Annotated in this window: 16 protein-coding genes; 9 read left to right on the top strand and 7 right to left on the bottom strand. The window is 61.1% G+C overall.

Annotation, left to right across the window (positions count from 1 at the left end; genetic code table 11):
• Positions 1-69: 69 nt before the first annotated feature.
• From QMK52_RS10910 to lnt, 4 genes are all read left to right on the top strand, one after another.
• On the top strand, positions 70-1,074 hold the full coding sequence (locus tag QMK52_RS10910) for a PhoH family protein (protein ID WP_005791720.1): 1,005 nt from the start codon (positions 70-72) through the stop codon (positions 1,072-1,074).
• Positions 1,067-1,525 carry an rRNA maturation RNase YbeY gene (gene ybeY, locus QMK52_RS10905; protein WP_005791722.1) on the top strand — a complete coding sequence of 153 codons (459 nt, stop codon included), beginning with the start codon at positions 1,067-1,069 and terminating at the stop codon, positions 1,523-1,525. Before QMK52_RS10910 ends, ybeY begins: the two co-directional genes overlap by 8 nt.
• 42 nt (positions 1,526-1,567) lie before the next feature.
• Positions 1,568-2,407 (top strand): HlyC/CorC family transporter, encoded by an 840-nt coding sequence (locus QMK52_RS10900; protein ID WP_005791724.1) that lies wholly within the window; start codon positions 1,568-1,570, stop codon positions 2,405-2,407.
• Positions 2,408-2,680: 273 nt separating this feature from the next.
• Positions 2,681-4,204, top strand: a complete 1,524-nt coding sequence (gene lnt / locus QMK52_RS10895) for an apolipoprotein N-acyltransferase (RefSeq protein WP_320404194.1) — start codon at positions 2,681-2,683, stop codon at positions 4,202-4,204.
• 42 nt (positions 4,205-4,246) lie between these two features.
• On the opposite strand, the gene QMK52_RS10890 is transcribed toward lnt, so the two are convergent.
• Positions 4,247-5,008, bottom strand: a complete 762-nt coding sequence (locus tag QMK52_RS10890) for a YdcF family protein (RefSeq protein ID WP_005791728.1) — start codon at positions 5,006-5,008, stop codon at positions 4,247-4,249.
• Between the two features lie 97 nt (positions 5,009-5,105).
• Positions 5,106-5,423 carry a hypothetical protein gene (locus tag QMK52_RS10885; RefSeq protein WP_005791730.1) on the bottom strand — a complete coding sequence of 106 codons (318 nt, stop codon included), beginning with the start codon at positions 5,421-5,423 and terminating at the stop codon, positions 5,106-5,108.
• 261 nt (positions 5,424-5,684) lie between these two features.
• Between QMK52_RS10885 and leuS the strand changes: the two genes are divergently transcribed.
• The 5 genes from leuS to QMK52_RS10860 all read left to right on the top strand — a co-directional run bounded on the left by leuS (position 5,685) and on the right by QMK52_RS10860 (position 11,830).
• Complete coding sequence (leuS, locus tag QMK52_RS10880; RefSeq protein ID WP_005791732.1) at positions 5,685-8,291, top strand: leucine--tRNA ligase; 2,607 nt, start codon at positions 5,685-5,687, stop codon at positions 8,289-8,291.
• Positions 8,292-8,380: 89 nt separating this feature from the next.
• On the top strand, positions 8,381-8,986 hold the full coding sequence (lptE, locus tag QMK52_RS10875) for an LPS assembly lipoprotein LptE (RefSeq protein ID WP_005791734.1): 606 nt from the start codon (positions 8,381-8,383) through the stop codon (positions 8,984-8,986).
• 39 nt (positions 8,987-9,025) lie between these two features.
• Entirely contained in the window at positions 9,026-10,063 is a 1,038-nt protein-coding gene (holA, locus tag QMK52_RS10870; protein ID WP_005791737.1) for a DNA polymerase III subunit delta, read from the top strand.
• A gap of 214 nt (positions 10,064-10,277) precedes the next feature.
• The gene (arfA, locus tag QMK52_RS10865) at positions 10,278-10,442 is read left to right on the top strand and encodes an alternative ribosome rescue factor ArfA (RefSeq protein WP_003176285.1); all 165 of its coding nucleotides are present in this window, start codon (positions 10,278-10,280) and stop codon (positions 10,440-10,442) included.
• 62 nt (positions 10,443-10,504) lie between these two features.
• The gene (locus QMK52_RS10860) at positions 10,505-11,830 is read left to right on the top strand and encodes a lytic murein transglycosylase (protein WP_320404080.1); all 1,326 of its coding nucleotides are present in this window, start codon (positions 10,505-10,507) and stop codon (positions 11,828-11,830) included.
• A 68-nt stretch (positions 11,831-11,898) separates the two neighbouring features.
• On the opposite strand, the gene QMK52_RS10855 is transcribed toward QMK52_RS10860, so the two are convergent.
• The 5 genes from QMK52_RS10855 to QMK52_RS10835 all read right to left on the bottom strand — a co-directional run bounded on the left by QMK52_RS10855 (position 11,899) and on the right by QMK52_RS10835 (position 16,171).
• Positions 11,899-12,819: an LD-carboxypeptidase gene (locus QMK52_RS10855; RefSeq protein WP_320404079.1), complete on the bottom strand. Its 921-nt coding sequence runs from the start codon at positions 12,817-12,819 to the stop codon at positions 11,899-11,901.
• Positions 12,820-12,972: 153 nt separating this feature from the next.
• Positions 12,973-13,974, bottom strand: a complete 1,002-nt coding sequence (gene lipA / locus QMK52_RS10850) for a lipoyl synthase (protein ID WP_161794304.1) — start codon at positions 13,972-13,974, stop codon at positions 12,973-12,975.
• 25 nt (positions 13,975-13,999) lie between these two features.
• Positions 14,000-14,647 (bottom strand): lipoyl(octanoyl) transferase LipB, encoded by a 648-nt coding sequence (lipB, locus tag QMK52_RS10845; RefSeq protein WP_032879294.1) that lies wholly within the window; start codon positions 14,645-14,647, stop codon positions 14,000-14,002.
• Positions 14,647-14,928 carry a DUF493 domain-containing protein gene (locus QMK52_RS10840; RefSeq protein ID WP_005791752.1) on the bottom strand — a complete coding sequence of 94 codons (282 nt, stop codon included), beginning with the start codon at positions 14,926-14,928 and terminating at the stop codon, positions 14,647-14,649. Before QMK52_RS10840 ends, lipB begins: the two co-directional genes overlap by 1 nt.
• Positions 14,929-15,013: 85 nt before the next feature.
• Positions 15,014-16,171 carry a D-alanyl-D-alanine carboxypeptidase family protein gene (locus QMK52_RS10835; protein ID WP_005791754.1) on the bottom strand — a complete coding sequence of 386 codons (1,158 nt, stop codon included), beginning with the start codon at positions 16,169-16,171 and terminating at the stop codon, positions 15,014-15,016.
• Positions 16,172-16,240 lie beyond the last annotated feature (69 nt).

Genomic DNA, 16,240 nt, shown 5'->3' with positions numbered 1-16,240 from the left:
TTTCGCACACCGGCGCCTGGCGTTATTCTCTCTCTCACCTCATCAGCCAAAGGGCGGCTAAAAGCAACCTTGAACGCACCCATAGCAGAACCCCATCGTTTTCTCCTCGAGCCGTTTGAGGCTCGCCGTTTCGCCAACCTGTGCGGACAGTTCGACGAGCACCTGCGCCTGATCGAACAACGCCTGAGCATCGAGATCCGCAACCGCGGCAATCAGTTCGAGCTCATTGGTGAACCCCAACACACCACGTCTGCAGAAAACCTGCTGCGTCGCCTCTACCGCGAAACCAAGGGTAGTGAGCTGTCGCCGGAGACGGTGCACCTGTACCTGCAGGAATCAGCCGTGGAGGACCTGGCCAACAACCCGGTGGCCGAAGCCAGCGTGGCCCTGCGTACCAAAAAAGGCATGATTCGCCCACGCGGCTTGAATCAGCAGAAGTACGTCAAGGAAATCCTCGGCAACGACATCAACTTCGGCATCGGCCCAGCCGGTACCGGCAAGACTTACCTGGCCGTCGCCTGTGCGGTGGATGCCCTGGAGCGCGAGCAAGTGCGGCGCATCCTGCTGGTGCGCCCGGCGGTCGAAGCGGGTGAAAAGCTCGGCTTCCTGCCCGGCGACCTGGCCCAGAAGATCGACCCGTACCTGCGCCCGCTCTACGACGCGCTGTACGAGATGCTCGGCTTTGAATACGTGGCCAAGCTGATCGAGCGCCAGGTGATCGAAATCGCCCCGCTGGCCTACATGCGTGGCCGCACCTTGAACAACAGCTTCATCATCCTCGACGAAAGCCAGAACACCACCGTCGAGCAGATGAAGATGTTCCTCACCCGCATCGGTTTCGGCTCTACCGCCGTGATCACCGGTGACGTCACCCAGGTCGACCTGCCCAAGGGCACCAAGTCGGGGCTGGCGCAGGTGATCGAGGTACTCAAGGATGTGCCGGGCATCAGCTTCACGCATTTCATGCCCAAGGACGTGGTGCGTCACCCGCTGGTGCAGCGCATCGTAGAAGCCTATGAGCGTTTCGACCACAAGGATGACGCACCGGCCAGGGATGTTCGCGGCGATGCTTGAGCTAGACCTGCAGCTTGCCACCGAAGCGCCCGCCCCCAGCGAAGCACAGTTCCGGCACTGGTGCACCCTGGCCCTGCGCCAGCGCACCGCAGATTCGGAACTGACCATTCGTCTGGTGGATGAGCCCGAAGGCCGCGAGCTGAACCACACCTGGCGTCAAAAAGACTACGCGACCAACGTGCTGTCCTTCCCCGCCGACGTACCCGACGAGTTGCTGGATATCCCACTGCTGGGCGATCTGGTGATCTGCGTCGAGGTGGTCGAGCGCGAGGCAAAGGAACAAGGCAAGGAACTTGAGGCCCATTGGGCCCATCTAGTCATCCACGGCTGCTTGCATCTCTTGGGTTACGACCATATAGACGATGATGAAGCCGAGGAAATGGAAGCACTGGAACGAACGTTGCTTGCCGAACTGGGTCACCGCGACCCGTACGCAGACGACGAAAGCTGATCAACACTCAACTGTCATATCAAAGGATTTAGAGTAATCGCTATGAGCGAAGACCGATCGAGCAACGGGCAGAAGTCATGGCTGGGTAAACTGACCCAGGCTTTTGCCCACGAGCCGAAAAACCGCCAGGAGCTGCTGGAGCTGCTGCGCGAGGCCCACCAGAACAAGTTGCTGGACAGCGAAGCGCTGGCCATCGTCGAAGGCGCCATCCAGGTGGCTGACCTGCAAGTACGGGACATCATGGTCCCGCGCTCGCAGATGATCAGCATCAAGGCGACCCAGACCCCACGGGAATTCCTCCCGGCCGTGATCGACTCGGCGCACTCGCGCTACCCGGTGATCGGTGAAAGCCATGATGATGTCATGGGTGTTTTGCTGGCCAAGGACCTGTTGCCGCTGATCCTCAAGGAGAATGGCGACAGCTTCAACATCAAGGACCTGCTGCGTCCGGCCACCTTCGTACCTGAATCCAAGCGCCTGAATGTGCTGCTGCGCGAATTTCGCGCCAACCACAATCACATGGCCATTGTGATCGACGAATACGGCGGCGTGGCTGGCCTGGTGACCATCGAAGACGTGCTGGAACAGATCGTCGGCGATATCGAAGACGAGCACGACGTCGAAGAAGACAGCTACATCAAGCCGCTGCCCAGCGGTGACTTCCTGGTCAAGGCGCTGACGCCGATCGAGAACTTCAACGAGTTCTTCGACAGCGAATTCTCCGACGATGAGTTCGACACGGTCGGCGGCCTGGTGATGAGTGCGTTCGGGCATCTGCCCAAGCGTAACGAAACCACCGAGATTGGCGCCTATCGCTTCCGCATTTTGAATGCCGATAGTCGTCGTATCCATCTGATCCGTTTGACACCTATTGCCCGCTAAGGAAGGGGTGGGGCATCAGCTATTTCCTGTGTCGCGTTGCCCCTGAGAGCGGGCCAGGCAAGGCGCAGGCCGCAGGGAATGGCATTCCCTTTTCAAGGCCTGCAACGCAGTATGGCCCGCTCTCAGGGACAACCCGAAGGGCCGGGCCTGCTGCGACACAGGGCTGCGTTACTCGTCGTTCATTTGGAAAAACCAAACCACACTCCTCGCGCCTTGCCCTGTGCCGCAGCAGGCCCGGCGCGATACAGGAAATAGCTGATGACCCACCCCTACATGCAGCGCCTGAACCGCCCCGGCTGGCCCGGTAACTTGCTGGCCGTGGTGGCCGGCGCCATCACTACCCTGGCGCTGGCGCCGTTCGATATCTGGCCGTTGGCTCTGGTAGCGGTCGGCCTGTTCTATATCGGCCTGCGGGAGCTGACACCCCGCCAGGCCCTGGGCCGCGGCTGGTGTTTCGGTTTCGGCCTGTTTGGCGCCGGCACCAGCTGGATCTACTACAGCATTCACCACTTCGGCGGCGCTTCGGTGTTGCTGGCGGGGTTCCTGATGCTGCTGTTTACCGCCGCCATCGCCTGGTTCTTTGCCCTGCCCGCCTGGTTGTGGGCGCGCTGGCTGCGCCGCAATGAAGCACCATTGGCGGATGCCCTGACCTTCGCCGCGTTATGGGTTGGCCAGGAAGCATTTCGTGGCTGGTTCCTCACCGGTTTCCCCTGGTTGTACTCCGGTTACAGCCAACTCGACGGCCCGCTGACCGGCCTCGCGCCGCTGGGCGGAATGTGGCTGATTTCCTTCGCGCTGGCACTCACGGCAGCCCTGCTGTGCAACCTGCCGCGCCTGCTGGCAAGCAAGCGCAACGCCTTCATTGGTGCGGGCCTGGTGTTGCTGGTCGCCCCCTGGGCCATCGGCCTGGCGCTCAAGCACCACGCCTGGACCTCGCCCTCCGGCGAACCGCTAAGCGTCGCCGCCATCCAGGGCAACGTCGAGCAAAGCATGAAGTGGGACCCCGAGCAGCTCAATGCACAATTGGCGCTGTACCGCGACATGAGCCTGAGCTCCAAGCGTGTCGACCTGCTGGTATGGCCGGAAACCGCCGTGCCGGTGCTCAAGGAGTCGGTCGAGGGCTACCTGGGCATGATGGGCAAGTTTGCCGCCGACCGGAACACCGCGCTGATTACCGGGGTACCGATTCGCCAGGAAGTGCACCATGAAAAGCGCTACTTCAATGGCATTACCGTAGTCGGCGAAGGTGACGGCACCTATCTCAAGCAAAAGCTGGTGCCGTTTGGCGAATACGTGCCGTTGCAGGACATGCTGCGCGGGCTGATTGCGTTCTTCGACCTGCCGATGTCGGACTTCGCCCGTGGCCCTTCAGATCAGGCCATGCTTCAGGCCAAGGGCTATCAGATTGCGCCGTTCATTTGCTATGAAGTGGTGTACCCGGAATTCGCTGCCGGCCTGTCGGCCCAGAGCGACCTGCTGCTGACCATCAGCAACGACACCTGGTTCGGTCGCTCCATCGGCCCATTGCAGCACCTGCAAATGGCGCAGATGCGTGCACTGGAAGCCGGGCGCTGGATGATCCGCGCCACCAATAACGGCGTGACCGGGCTGATCAACCCGTTTGGGCAGATCACCGCACAGATCCCGCAGTTCGAGCGCGGCATTCTTTACGGCGAAGTGGTACCGATGCACAACCTCACGCCGTACCTGCAGTGGCGTTCGTGGCCGTTGATCATCGTGTGCCTGGGGTTGTTTGGCTGGGCGCTGCTGGCTGGGCGGATGTCCAAAACGCTCTGACCTGTGGGAGCCAGCTCCCACAATTGATTTCCTGTGTTGCACCTACCGGTAGAACAACCGATACCCCACCTGCCCCACCGCTTCATTGATCAACTGCCCGCTCTGCCACACCGCCTTGACCTCCGGCATCCACCCGCCCAGCGGCCGGCCATGGTCTACACCCAGAAAGCCCACCGGCCCAGGCACCACGGTGAAACCGGCTTTCTCAAAACTCCACACCGAACGCGGCATATGCCAGGCCTGCGTCACCACCACCACACGCTTGATGCCTTGGGGCAGCAGAATTTCGGCGCTCATCTGGGCGTTTTCCCAGGTGGTACGGCTGCGCTCTTCCTTCCAGCGCACGCTGACGCCAAAGTCATCCTGCATCGAAACGGCCATCAGTTCGGCTTCACTGGGCGGCGTGCCGTAATGCAAACCGCCGCTGGTCAGCACCGGCAACCCTGACGCCTTGGCCAGTCGCGCCGCATAACGCTCACGCTCAAGACCAACGCCGGTGGGCTGGTCGCTGCCCCAGGCGATGTCCCCACGCTCGCGCCCGGAGCCCAACACCACAATCGCATCGGCGCGCTGGGCGAGCGTGGCCCAGTCTTCGCGAGCCAATGGCGGCGCTGTCTCAAGCGCACGGGCGCCCCATTGCACCATCACCGGCAGGCTGATCAACCACATCCCGCCCAGCCCCAGGGCAAAGCACACCCCGGCCAGGCGCGGGCGGCTACGGCGAAACCACCAGGCACACGCCAACAACAACAAAAAAATGCCGGGCGGCAACAGCAATTGTTTGATGAAATAACGAAAAGGCATCGGGCATCTCCAAAGATGCCCGAAGCCTAAATGCAACGCGATCAAGCGACAATCTTTACCAGCCTGTTTCGACAACGTTAATGGATAGTACTGTGCTTCACTTGCACCGTACGGACCGGGACCTTTCCGGGCCGCGACCGGCCGCCAAGTCTTTGAGCCAAATGACCTTGGCCGAACGAGGAGGCTCCTGGGCTGGCGGGGAGGCCTGCCCATGAGAGGCGCGGTGTTGATTCAACTCCAGGTAAGTCCTGATCAATTCAAGCTCTGCCTGGCTCAAGCCTCGCAACTCCAGCTCCAGAGGCCGCTCATCACGCAATCGGCCTGCGGTTCTTGCAGCATCCAATGCCCGACCCAAACGGTCGATCAGTCCTTCATACAATTGCGGTTTCGTTAGAGTTCGCTGCGATTCAACCATCCCCTCACCTCATTGAAGAAATACTTGCTCCCCAATAAACAGCGTAGCCCCCGTTGCTGCACCTGCCCGGTGCCGCGACAGACGGCCCTTGCCGCGCAATCAGGGTTTCCCTCGATAGAGTGGGGTCATGTATGCTACGGCGCTTCCTGTAACTCCACTTCCCGCAGGGTTTGGGCACGGACGCGCCACTTTCTGGTGTCGAACAACCCGGACTATGCACCGAAGAGGATTAGGCCACCCCTATTCAGTTCAAAAGTAGCCATGCACGAACAATATCAGCCCCGTGAAATAGAAAATGCCGCACAAACCTTCTGGGACGAGCAAAAGTCCTTTGAAGTCAGCGAACAGCCAGGCAAGGAGACTTACTACTGCCTATCGATGTTCCCTTACCCCAGCGGCAAGCTACACATGGGGCACGTGCGTAACTACACCATCGGCGACGTGATTTCCCGCTACCAGCGCATGCTCGGCAAAAACGTCCTGCAACCCATGGGTTGGGACGCTTTCGGTATGCCGGCGGAAAACGCCGCGATGAAAAACAACGTGGCGCCCGCCAAGTGGACCTACGAAAACATCGCCTACATGAAGACCCAGCTGCGCAGCCTGGGCCTGGCGGTGGACTGGTCCCGCGAGGTCACCACCTGCAAGCCGGACTACTACCGTTGGGAACAATGGCTGTTCACGCGCCTGTTCGAAAAAGGTGTGATCTACAAAAAGAGCGGCACCGTGAACTGGGACCCGATCGACCAGACCGTACTGGCCAACGAGCAGGTCATCGACGGTCGCGGCTGGCGCTCCGGCGCGCTGATCGAAAAGCGCGAAATCCCGATGTACTACTTCAAGATCACCGCCTACGCGGATGAACTGTTGTCGAGCCTCGACGACCTGCCGGGCTGGCCTGAACAGGTCAAGACCATGCAGCGCAACTGGATCGGCAAATCCAAGGGCATGGAAGTGCAGTTCCCGTATAACGTCGATTCCATCGGCGAAGCGGGCGCCCTGAAAGTCTTCACCACCCGTCCGGATACGCTGATGGGCGCGACTTACGTCGCGGTCGCCGCCGAACACCCGCTGGCCACCCAGGCTGCACAGAACAACCCCGAGCTGCAGGCGTTCATCGCCGAATGCAAGGGCGGCAGCGTGGCGGAAGCCGACGTCGCCACCCAGGAGAAAAAAGGCCTGCCGACCGGCCTGTTCGTCGAGCACCCGCTGACCGGCGAGAAACTGCCGGTATGGGTCGCCAACTATGTGCTGATGCACTACGGCGACGGCGCCGTCATGGCCGTGCCGGCCCACGACGAGCGCGATTTCGAATTCGCCACCAAATACAGCCTGCCGATCAAGTCGGTAGTACGTACCAGCTCGGGCGACACCAACCCAGCCCCGTGGCAAGACGCCTACGGCGAGCACGGCACCCTGATCAACTCCGGCGAATTTGACGGCCTGGACTTCCAGGGCGCCTTCGACGCTATCGAAGTCGCGCTGATCAAGAAGAACCTCGGTGCTTCGCGCACCCAGTTCCGCCTGCGCGACTGGGGTATCAGCCGCCAGCGCTACTGGGGCTGCCCGATCCCGATCATTCACTGCCAGACCTGCGGCGATGTACCGGTACCGGAAGACCAACTGCCCGTCGTGCTGCCTGAAGATGTAGTGCCGGATGGTGCTGGCTCGCCGTTGGCGCGCATGCCCGAGTTCTACGAGTGCAACTGCCCGAAATGCGGCGCACCGGCCAAGCGTGAAACCGACACCATGGACACCTTCGTGGAGTCCTCCTGGTACTACGCCCGTTACGCTTCGCCGCACTATGAAGGTGGCCTTGTGGAGAAATCCGCAGCCGACCATTGGCTGCCGGTGGATCAGTACATCGGCGGTATCGAACACGCCATTCTCCACCTGCTGTACGCGCGCTTCTTCCACAAGCTGATGCGCGACGAAGGCCTGGTGAGCTCCGATGAGCCGTTCAAGAACCTGCTGACCCAGGGCATGGTGATCGCCGATACCTACTATCGTCGCGAAGCCAATGGCGCCTACACCTGGTTCAACCCGGCGGACGTCGAACTTGAGCGTGACAGCAAAGCCAAGGTGATCAGCGCCAAACTGAAAGCCGACGGCCTGCCGGTGGAAATCGGTGGCACCGAGAAGATGGCCAAGTCCAAGAACAACGGGGTCGACCCACAGTCGATGATCGACCAGTTCGGCGCCGATACCTGCCGTCTGTTCATGATGTTCGCCTCGCCGCCCGACATGAGCGCCGAATGGTCCGACTCCGGCGTCGAAGGCTCGCACCGCTTCCTCAAGCGCGTCTGGCGCCTGGCCCATGCCCATGTCAGCCAGGGCTTGCCGGGCAAGCTGGACGTCGCGGCCTTGAACGACGAGCAGAAAGCCATTCGCCGCAGCACTCACCTGGCCATCCGCCAGGCGAGCCTGGACGTAGGGCAGAACCACAAGTTCAACACCGCCATCGCCCAGGTGATGACGCTGATGAACGTGCTGGAAAAAGCCCCGCAGGCCACCGAACTTGATCGCGCGCTGATTCACGAGGGCCTGGAAACGGTTACCCTGCTGCTCGCACCGATCACGCCGCATATCAGCCACGACCTGTGGAACCGCCTGGGCCACAGCGGCGCCGTCATCGATGCCGCCTGGCCGGTACAGGATGACAGCGCCCTGGTTCAGGACACGCTGCAACTGGTCATCCAGGTTAACGGTAAACTGCGCGGCCAGATCGACATGCCGGCCAGTGCCAGCCGTGAAGAGGTCGAAGCGGCTGCTCGCATCAACGAAAACGTGCTGCGCTTTACCGAAGGCTTGACGATCCGCAAAGTGATCGTGGTGCCCGGCAAACTGGTCAACATCGTCGCCAGCTAAATCGGATCGGGCGCGGGGCTTGGGCCCTGCGCCGAACTAAACCTTTAGGGCCTGGATAAGGCCCACCTGGTTTCAAGGGGAGCAACAAAATGATCAAACGCAATCTGCTGGTTATGGGCCTTGCCGTGCTGCTGAGCGCTTGCGGCTTCCAGCTGCGCGGCACCGGCACCAACGAGCTGTCGCTCAAGGAACTCGACGTCAGCGCCCGCAACGCCTATGGCGAAACCGTCACCCAGCTGCGCCAGACCCTGGAGAACAGCGGCGTGCACGTGTACAACGGTGCGACCTACAAACTGATCCTGACGGATGAGAGAGAAACCCAGCGCAATATCAGCTACGCCAGTGCTGGCCGTGCGTCCGATGTGGAGTTGAACACTGCGCTCTACTTCGAAGTACAGGGTCGCGATCAGTTGCCGCTGATGGGTGACAAGATCCAAGTGCAGAAAGTCGTGAGCCACGATGGCAATAACCTGGTGGGTTCGGACTCCGAGACCCTCCAGGTGCGCAAGGAAATGCGGCGTGAGCTGATCCAGCGCATGATGACTCGCCTGCAAATGCTGACCCCGGAAAAACTCGCCGCCCTGCAGCAAACCGCCGACAACAAGGCCAAGGCTGACGCCGATGCCCTGAAAGCCGCGCAAGAGTATGAAGACAACACGCCGAAACAATCGCCTGTTGAAGTTCCTGTCGAGTAAGCCAGACGGGGCGCCCCTGGCGCCCCGTTCGCCCTGCCTATGAAACTCGCCCCCGCCCAACTCGCCAAACACCTGCAAGGTGGCCTCGCGCCTGTCTATATCGTCAGCGGTGATGACCCGTTGCTGTGCCAGGAAGCGGCCGACGCTATCCGCACTGCCGCGCGCCAGCAAGGTTTCGATGAACGCCAGGTGTTCAGTGCTGACGCCAGTTTCGACTGGGGTACCCTGCTGCAAGCTGGCGCGAGCATGTCGCTGTTTGCCGAAAAGCGTCTGCTGGAACTGCGCCTGCCTTCGGGCAAGCCGGGCGACAAAGGCGCCGCGGCCTTGATGGAGTACTGCTCGCGCCCTGCCGAAGACACCGTACTGCTGATCAGCCTGCCCAAGCTCGACGGCAGCGCGCAGAAAACCAAGTGGGGCAAGGCACTGGTAGAAGGTGCGCAAACCCAGTTCATCCAGATCTGGCCAGTGGACAGCAACCAGTTGCCGCAGTGGATTCGTCAGCGCCTGTCACAATCGGGGTTGGCGGCGACACAAGATGCCGTGGAGCTGATCGCCGCCCGGGTCGAGGGCAACCTGCTTGCCGCCGCCCAGGAGATCGAAAAGCTCAAGCTGATGGCCGAGGATGGGCAGATCACCGTCGAAACCGTACAAGGCGCAGTGGCCGATAGCGCTCGCTTTGATGTGTTCGGCCTGGTCGATGCGATCCTCAACGGTGAGCCTGCCCACGCGCTGCGTATGCTTGAAGGCTTGCGTGGCGAAGGGGTGGAACCGCCGGTGATCCTCTGGGCCCTGGCCCGGGAGCTGCGAGTACTGGCGAATATCGCCTTGCAATACAGCCAGGGCACACCGCTGGACAAATGCTTCAGCCAGGCCAGGCCACCGGTGTGGGACAAGCGCAAACCGCTGATGAGCAAAGCCCTGCAACGGCACTCGGCGCAACGCTGGGCGCAACTGTTGCTGGAAGCGCAACGCATCGATGCGCAGATCAAGGGCCAGGCCGCCGGCTCGCCGTGGATGAGCCTGAGCCGTTTGTCGCTATTGATGGCCGGCCAGCGCCTCACCCTGCCAGCCGAATAACCCTCTCTTGAAAACACCATAGATCCAATGTGGGAGGGGGCTTGCTCCCGATGGCAGTGTGTCAGGAATTTATGTTTCACTGATGTACCGCTATCGGGAGCAAGCCGCCTCCCACATTTGACCTGCGTACCTTTCCTACACTTCGCGGGGCTTTACAGCCGCTCAACTTAGGCAGATTATTTGCCCGCTCCACCACCCACAGAGACTAGACACCATGAGCAAAAAGCCATCCAAGCATGGCCCCAACAAGGCCAAATCCATCATCGCCCAGCCACTGTTCCGCAGCCGTCAGGAACGCGCCGGCAAGGGCAAAGGCAGCTACCGCCGCGAAGCCTTCCAGTCTAATAGCTGGGAGGCTTCTTACTTTCTGGCTGCCTGAAGGCAAGCGCCCCTCTGGCATGATAAGGTCTGTACCTGATTTGTAACCCCCTGGACCTGTGCATGCCCTCTAGTCTTTCTCGTCGTTGGCACCTACGCCAATTGATCGCTGCCTCCAGCCTCATTCTGCTTGTCGCCTGCGCGGAAAAACCTACCGCCGCGGACGCTCAGCCCCTGCCCAAGCTCCAGACGGCACCGGCTATCGCACCGGCTGTGGTTGCCCCCTTGGCAGTGGATAATCTTGATATCCAGCCGACCCAGACCTTTGCCGAATGGCAGGCTGGCTTCCGTGCGCAAGCGCTGCAAGCCGGGATCACTGCGGCTGTGTTCGATAACGCTTTTGCCGGCGTTACCCCTGATATGGCGGTGATTCGCGCCGACCGCAGCCAACCGGAATTTTCCCGCCCGGTGTGGGAATACCTCGACGGCGCCCTGTCACCGGTGCGTGTGCGCAATGGTCAGGCGCTGCTGGTCAAGTACGCCGATATTCTGCAAAGCATCGAACAGCGCTATGGCGTCGACCGCCAGGCACTGGTCTCGGTGTGGGGCATGGAGAGCAACTTCGGCGCGTTCCAGGGCAATAATTCGGTGATCCGCTCCCTGGCCACCCTGGCCTATGAAGGCCGTCGCCCGGCCTTTGCCCAGGCGCAGCTGCTGGCAGCGCTGCAGATCATCCAGCATGGTGATATTCAAGCCGACCAGATGAAAGGTTCCTGGGCTGGTGCGATGGGCCAGACGCAGTTTATCCCGACCACCTATAACACCCATGCAGTGGACTTTGACGGTGATGGTCGTCGCGATATCTGGAACAGCCCATCCGACGCCCTCGCCTCCACGGCGCATTACCTGCAAAGCTCCGGGTGGCAGAAAGGCCAGCCATGGGGCGTTGAAGTGCAGCCGCTGCCATCGGGCTTCGACTACAGCCTGGCCGATGGCGGCGTGCGCAAGACCGTGGCGCAATGGCTGCAACTGGGCATCCAACTCCCCCCTGGCGTGAGCCTGCCGGCCAATGTCGACCAGTTGTCCGCCGCCCTGCTGTTACCGGCTGGCTACCGTGGCCCGGCATTCCTGGTACTGGATAACTTCCGCGCCATCCTCAAGTACAACAATTCGTCGTCCTATGCATTGGCGGTTGGCTTGCTATCGGAGCGATTTGGCGGCGGCGGTGTGATTCGTGGCAGTTGGCCCAAAGATGAACTGCCGCTGAGCCGCTCACAGCGTATCGACCTGCAAACGGCGCTCAGCGCCAAGGGCTATGACGCCGGTAACCCGGACGGGATTATCGGCGCCAATACGCGCAAGGCGATTCGCTCGGCGCAGCAGGCGTTGGGCTGGCCAGCGGATGGGTATCCGACGGTGAAGTTGCTGGAATCACTGCAGGACCGATAGATCTGCTTAGGGCAACTACCGCCATCGGGGGCAAGCCCCCGATTGCGGTTTAGCAGACTGTAAAAAACTCAGGGGTTGAACACTACATCCTGCTCCAACACCACCCGTTGCTCCCCCGCATCCAAGCGCACCAAAGCGCCCATTGGCAACGTCAGGTTGGGGTCGCAATGCCCACTGCGCCAGCCAGCCAGCACCGGAACGCACAGTGGTTCGAAGGTCTGCTTCAGCAACCGCTCCAGCGCACCGTTATCCACACCCGCCACATCCCCTACCAGCACACCGGCGACCTGGGCCAGCTTGCCGGCCAGGCGCAGGTGAGTCAGCAGGCGGTCGATACGATAAAGCGGCTCGTTGACGTCCTCGATAAACAGGATGATGCCTTCGGCGTCTATCTCATACGGCGTGCCCATTGTCGCGGCAATCATCGACAGATTACCGCCCAGCAAGCGCCCACAGGCAATGCCTGGCTCGATCGTGGTCAATTGGTAGGCCGCAGGGTGCGCAAGCAGGCTGCCGGCGCCCAGTTGGCCACGCAGCAGGCTGAACAGGGAGGATTCGGTTGGCTGTTGCTTGTCGCCCAGCAGGTCGGCATTGAGCATCGGCCCGTGGAATGTGACAAAGCCGGCGTAACGGTTGATCGCCAGGTGCAACGCGGTGATATCGCTGTAACCCACGAATGGTTTGGGGTTGGCGCGCAGCAGGTCGAAGTCCAGCGCGTCGAGCAAGCGGGGTGTGCCATAGCCGCCACGCAGGCAGAGGATGGCATCGATATCCGGGTTGGCGAAGGCGGCATGCAAATCGCGCAGACGCACTTCATCGCTGCCGGCCAGGTAGCCGTCGCGCTCGTACACACCAGGGAAAATGTGCAATTGGTAGCCACGGGCACGCATCCATTGCCCGGCTTTTTCAACATCCAGCGCGGCGGGGCCGGCGGGGGCGATCAGGCCGAAGGTGCCTTCGGGGCGCAGTGCAGGTACGGCGGCGGTCATCCATGGTTCTCCCTATATGACGCAGAACGAAATGTGGGAGCTGGCTTGCCTGCGATGCAAGCGCCTCGGTGTATCAGTGACACCGAGGTGATGCTATCGCAGGCAAGCCAGCTCCCACACAAGCCAGCATTTCACATTGATTCTGGGGGCGGCTTACGAAACCAGGCTCGCCTTGACCAGCTTGGCCTGCTCATCGGCGTGGTACGAAGAACGCACCAACGGGCCCGACGCCACGTTCTTGAAGCCCATCTTGTAACCTTCCTCGGCGAACCAGGCGAAGGTGTCCGGGTGCACGAAACGCTGCACCGGCAAGTGGCTGCGCGATGGTTGCAGGTACTGGCCCAGGGTCAGCATGTCGATGTCGTGTTCGCGCATACGCTTCATGACTTCGATGACTTCTTCGTCAGTCTCGCCCAGGCCCAGCATCAAGCCGGACTTGGTCGGGATGTGCGGCATCATCTGCTTGAATTTCTGCAGCAGGGTCAGCGACCACTGGTAGTCCGAACCCGGACGCGCAGCCTTGTACAGGCGCGGTACGGTTTCCAGGTTGTGGTTGAACACATCCGGCGGCTCGGCGGCGGTGATTTCCAGCGCCACGTCCATACGGCCACGGTAGTCCGGCACCAGGGTTTCGAGCATCACGTTCGGCGACAGCTTGCGGATTTCGCGGATGCAGTCGGCAAAGTGCTGGGCACCGCCGTCACGCAGGTCGTCACGGTCAACCGAGGTGATCACCACATACTTGAGTTTCAGGTCGGCAATGGCGATGGCCAGGCTTTCCGGCTCGTTGACGTCCAGAGGTTTCGGACGGCCGTGGCCGACGTCGCAGAACGGGCAACGACGGGTGCAGATGTCGCCCATGATCATGAACGTGGCGGTGCCGCCGGAGAAGCATTCACCCAGGTTCGGGCAGGACGCTTCTTCGCATACGCTGTGCAGTTTGTGTTTGCGCAGCAGGGACTTGATACGGTCGACTTCCGGCGAAACCGGGATGCGCACGCGAATCCAGTCGGGTTTCTTCGGCAGTTCGGTGGTCGGGATGATCTTGACCGGGATGCGTGCAACCTTCTCGGCGCCGCGCAGCTTGACGCCGGCTTCCACCTTGGCACGCGGGGCCGGGGCTGGACGCTCAGTGATGTCCAGCGTCGGGATCATGGTTTGCACAACATCAGTAGTCATATCAATCGATTCCGCCCGTCAGGGTCGTCTGCTCTGCATAGTCGAGGTGTTTGACGAGCTGCGCGCGCAGCCGGGCACTAACCTCGGCAAATTTAATCGGTGTGGCATGATCGCTCAGTTGGGTCATCGCCAGCCCGGCATAACCGCACGGGTTGATCCGTCGGAACGGCGCCAGGTCCATGTCCACGTTCAAGGCCAGGCCGTGAAAGGAACAACCGTGGCGAATACGCAGCCCCAGAGAGGCGATTTTCGCGCCGTCTACATACACACCGGGTGCATCGGGCTTGGCCGCGGCGGTTACGCCGTAACTGGCCAGCAGCTCGATCAGGCAAGCCTCCATGCGGCTGACCAGATCGCGCACGCCAAAACCCAGTTTGCGCACATCCAGCAACAGGTAAGCCACCAATTGCCCTGGGCCATGGTAAGTCACTTGGCCACCCCGGTCGACCTGCACCACCGGAATATCACCCGGAAGCAACAAATGCTCGGCCTTGCCGGCCTGCCCCTGGGTGAATACCGGCGGATGTTCCACCAGCCAGATTTCATCCGGGGCCGAGGTGCCGCGCTCGTTGGTAAAGCGCTGCATGGCATGCCAGACCGGCTCGTAGGCCATCTGGCCGAGCTCGCGAAAGCCCAGAACGTGCGACATCACAGCACCATGTGCACGAAGCCGGTGGCCCGCAGTTCGCTGTTGATGTTGTAGAGCTGGTCCTGATCGGTCGCAACGATGTGCAACTGAATCGTGGTGTACTTGCCGGTGGAGCTTTGACGCTCGTCCACGCGGTTGTCGTTGATCGTCGCGTGTTTCCTGACGATTTCGAGAATCTTGTCCTTGCGGCCGACACCGGTATCGCTGATCACCTTGACGGGATAATCCGTCACTGGAAATTCGATCTTTGGCGCCTTTACTTCTACGTCTTTATCGGTCATGGCAGAACAGCCTCGTAAGCGCTAAGCCGTGGCGACGGGCAAAGCCCCGCGCTGGATCAACGCGGGGCTTTGCAGGTGCACACAATCAGTTGAACAAGCCGTAGAAGAATAGACGGATGCTATCCCATACGCGGCGGAAGATACCACCTTCCTCGACAGCGTCCAGCGCGATCAGGTCGGCGCTGTGCACCACCTTGTCGTCCAGCTTGACTTCGACTTTACCGATCACGTCGCCCTTGGCGATTGGGGCAACCAATTGCGGGTTCAGGGTCATGCTGGCGGCGAGCTTTTTCAGCTGGCCTTTAGGCATGGTCAGGGTCAGGTCGTCGGCCAGGCCGGCCTTGACTTGCGAGGTGGCGCCTTTCCATACCGGCGCGGTCGCAAGCTCGGCACCCTTCTGGTAGAAGGTCTGGGTTTCGAAGAAGCGGAAACCGTAGGTCAAAAGTTTTTGCGTCTCGGCCGCACGGGCCTGCTCGCTGTTGGTGCCGAATACCACGGCGATCAGGCGCTGACCATCACGCACAGCGGACGACACCATGCAGTAGCCGGCTTCGTCGGTGTGGCCGGTTTTCAGACCGTCGACGGTCTTGTCGCGCCACAGCAGCAGGTTGCGGTTAGGCTGCTTGATGTTGTTCCAGAAGAATTCCTTCTGGGAGTAGATCGCGTAGTGCACCGGGTCAACGCGGATGATCGCGCGCGCCAGGATTGCCATGTCATGAGCCGACGAATAATGCTCTGGGTTCGGCAGGCCGGTCGGGTTCATGAAGTGGCTGTTGGTCATGCCCAGGTCGGCTGCAGTCTTGTTCATCACGTCGGCGAACGCATCTTCGCTGCCGGCGATGTGCTCGGCCAGGGCGACGCTGGCGTCGTTGCCGGACTGGATGATGATGCCGTGCAACAGGTCACTGACGGTGACTTGCGAGCCGACCTTGATGAACATCCGCGAACCACCGGTACGCCAGGCGTTTTCGCTGACGGTGACCGGGTCGTTCTCGCCGATCTGGCCGCGACGGATTTCCAGGGTCGCGATATAGGCAGTCATCAGCTTGGTCAGGCTGGCTGGCGGCAGGCGTACATCACCGCCGTTTTCGACCAGCACGTTGCCACTGGCGGCGTCCATGAGGACCCACGACTTGGCGGCCAGTTGCGGGGAGGCCGGCACCATTTCAACCGCCCAGGCGGCCGGGGTGATGATCAGCGAGATAAGCAGGCACGTGCGTTTGGCTAAGGTGGTGATGTTCATCCGTCTCTCGAAATTGCTTATGGAAACTTGCCCTCGCGGGCAAAACTATTCAGACAGCCCGCTTCCAGA

This window comes from Pseudomonas sp. P9_2 (assembly GCF_034008255.1).
Classification (GTDB): domain Bacteria; phylum Pseudomonadota; class Gammaproteobacteria; order Pseudomonadales; family Pseudomonadaceae; genus Aquipseudomonas; species Aquipseudomonas synxantha_A.
This window is presented reverse-complemented; position numbering and strand designations above follow the sequence as displayed.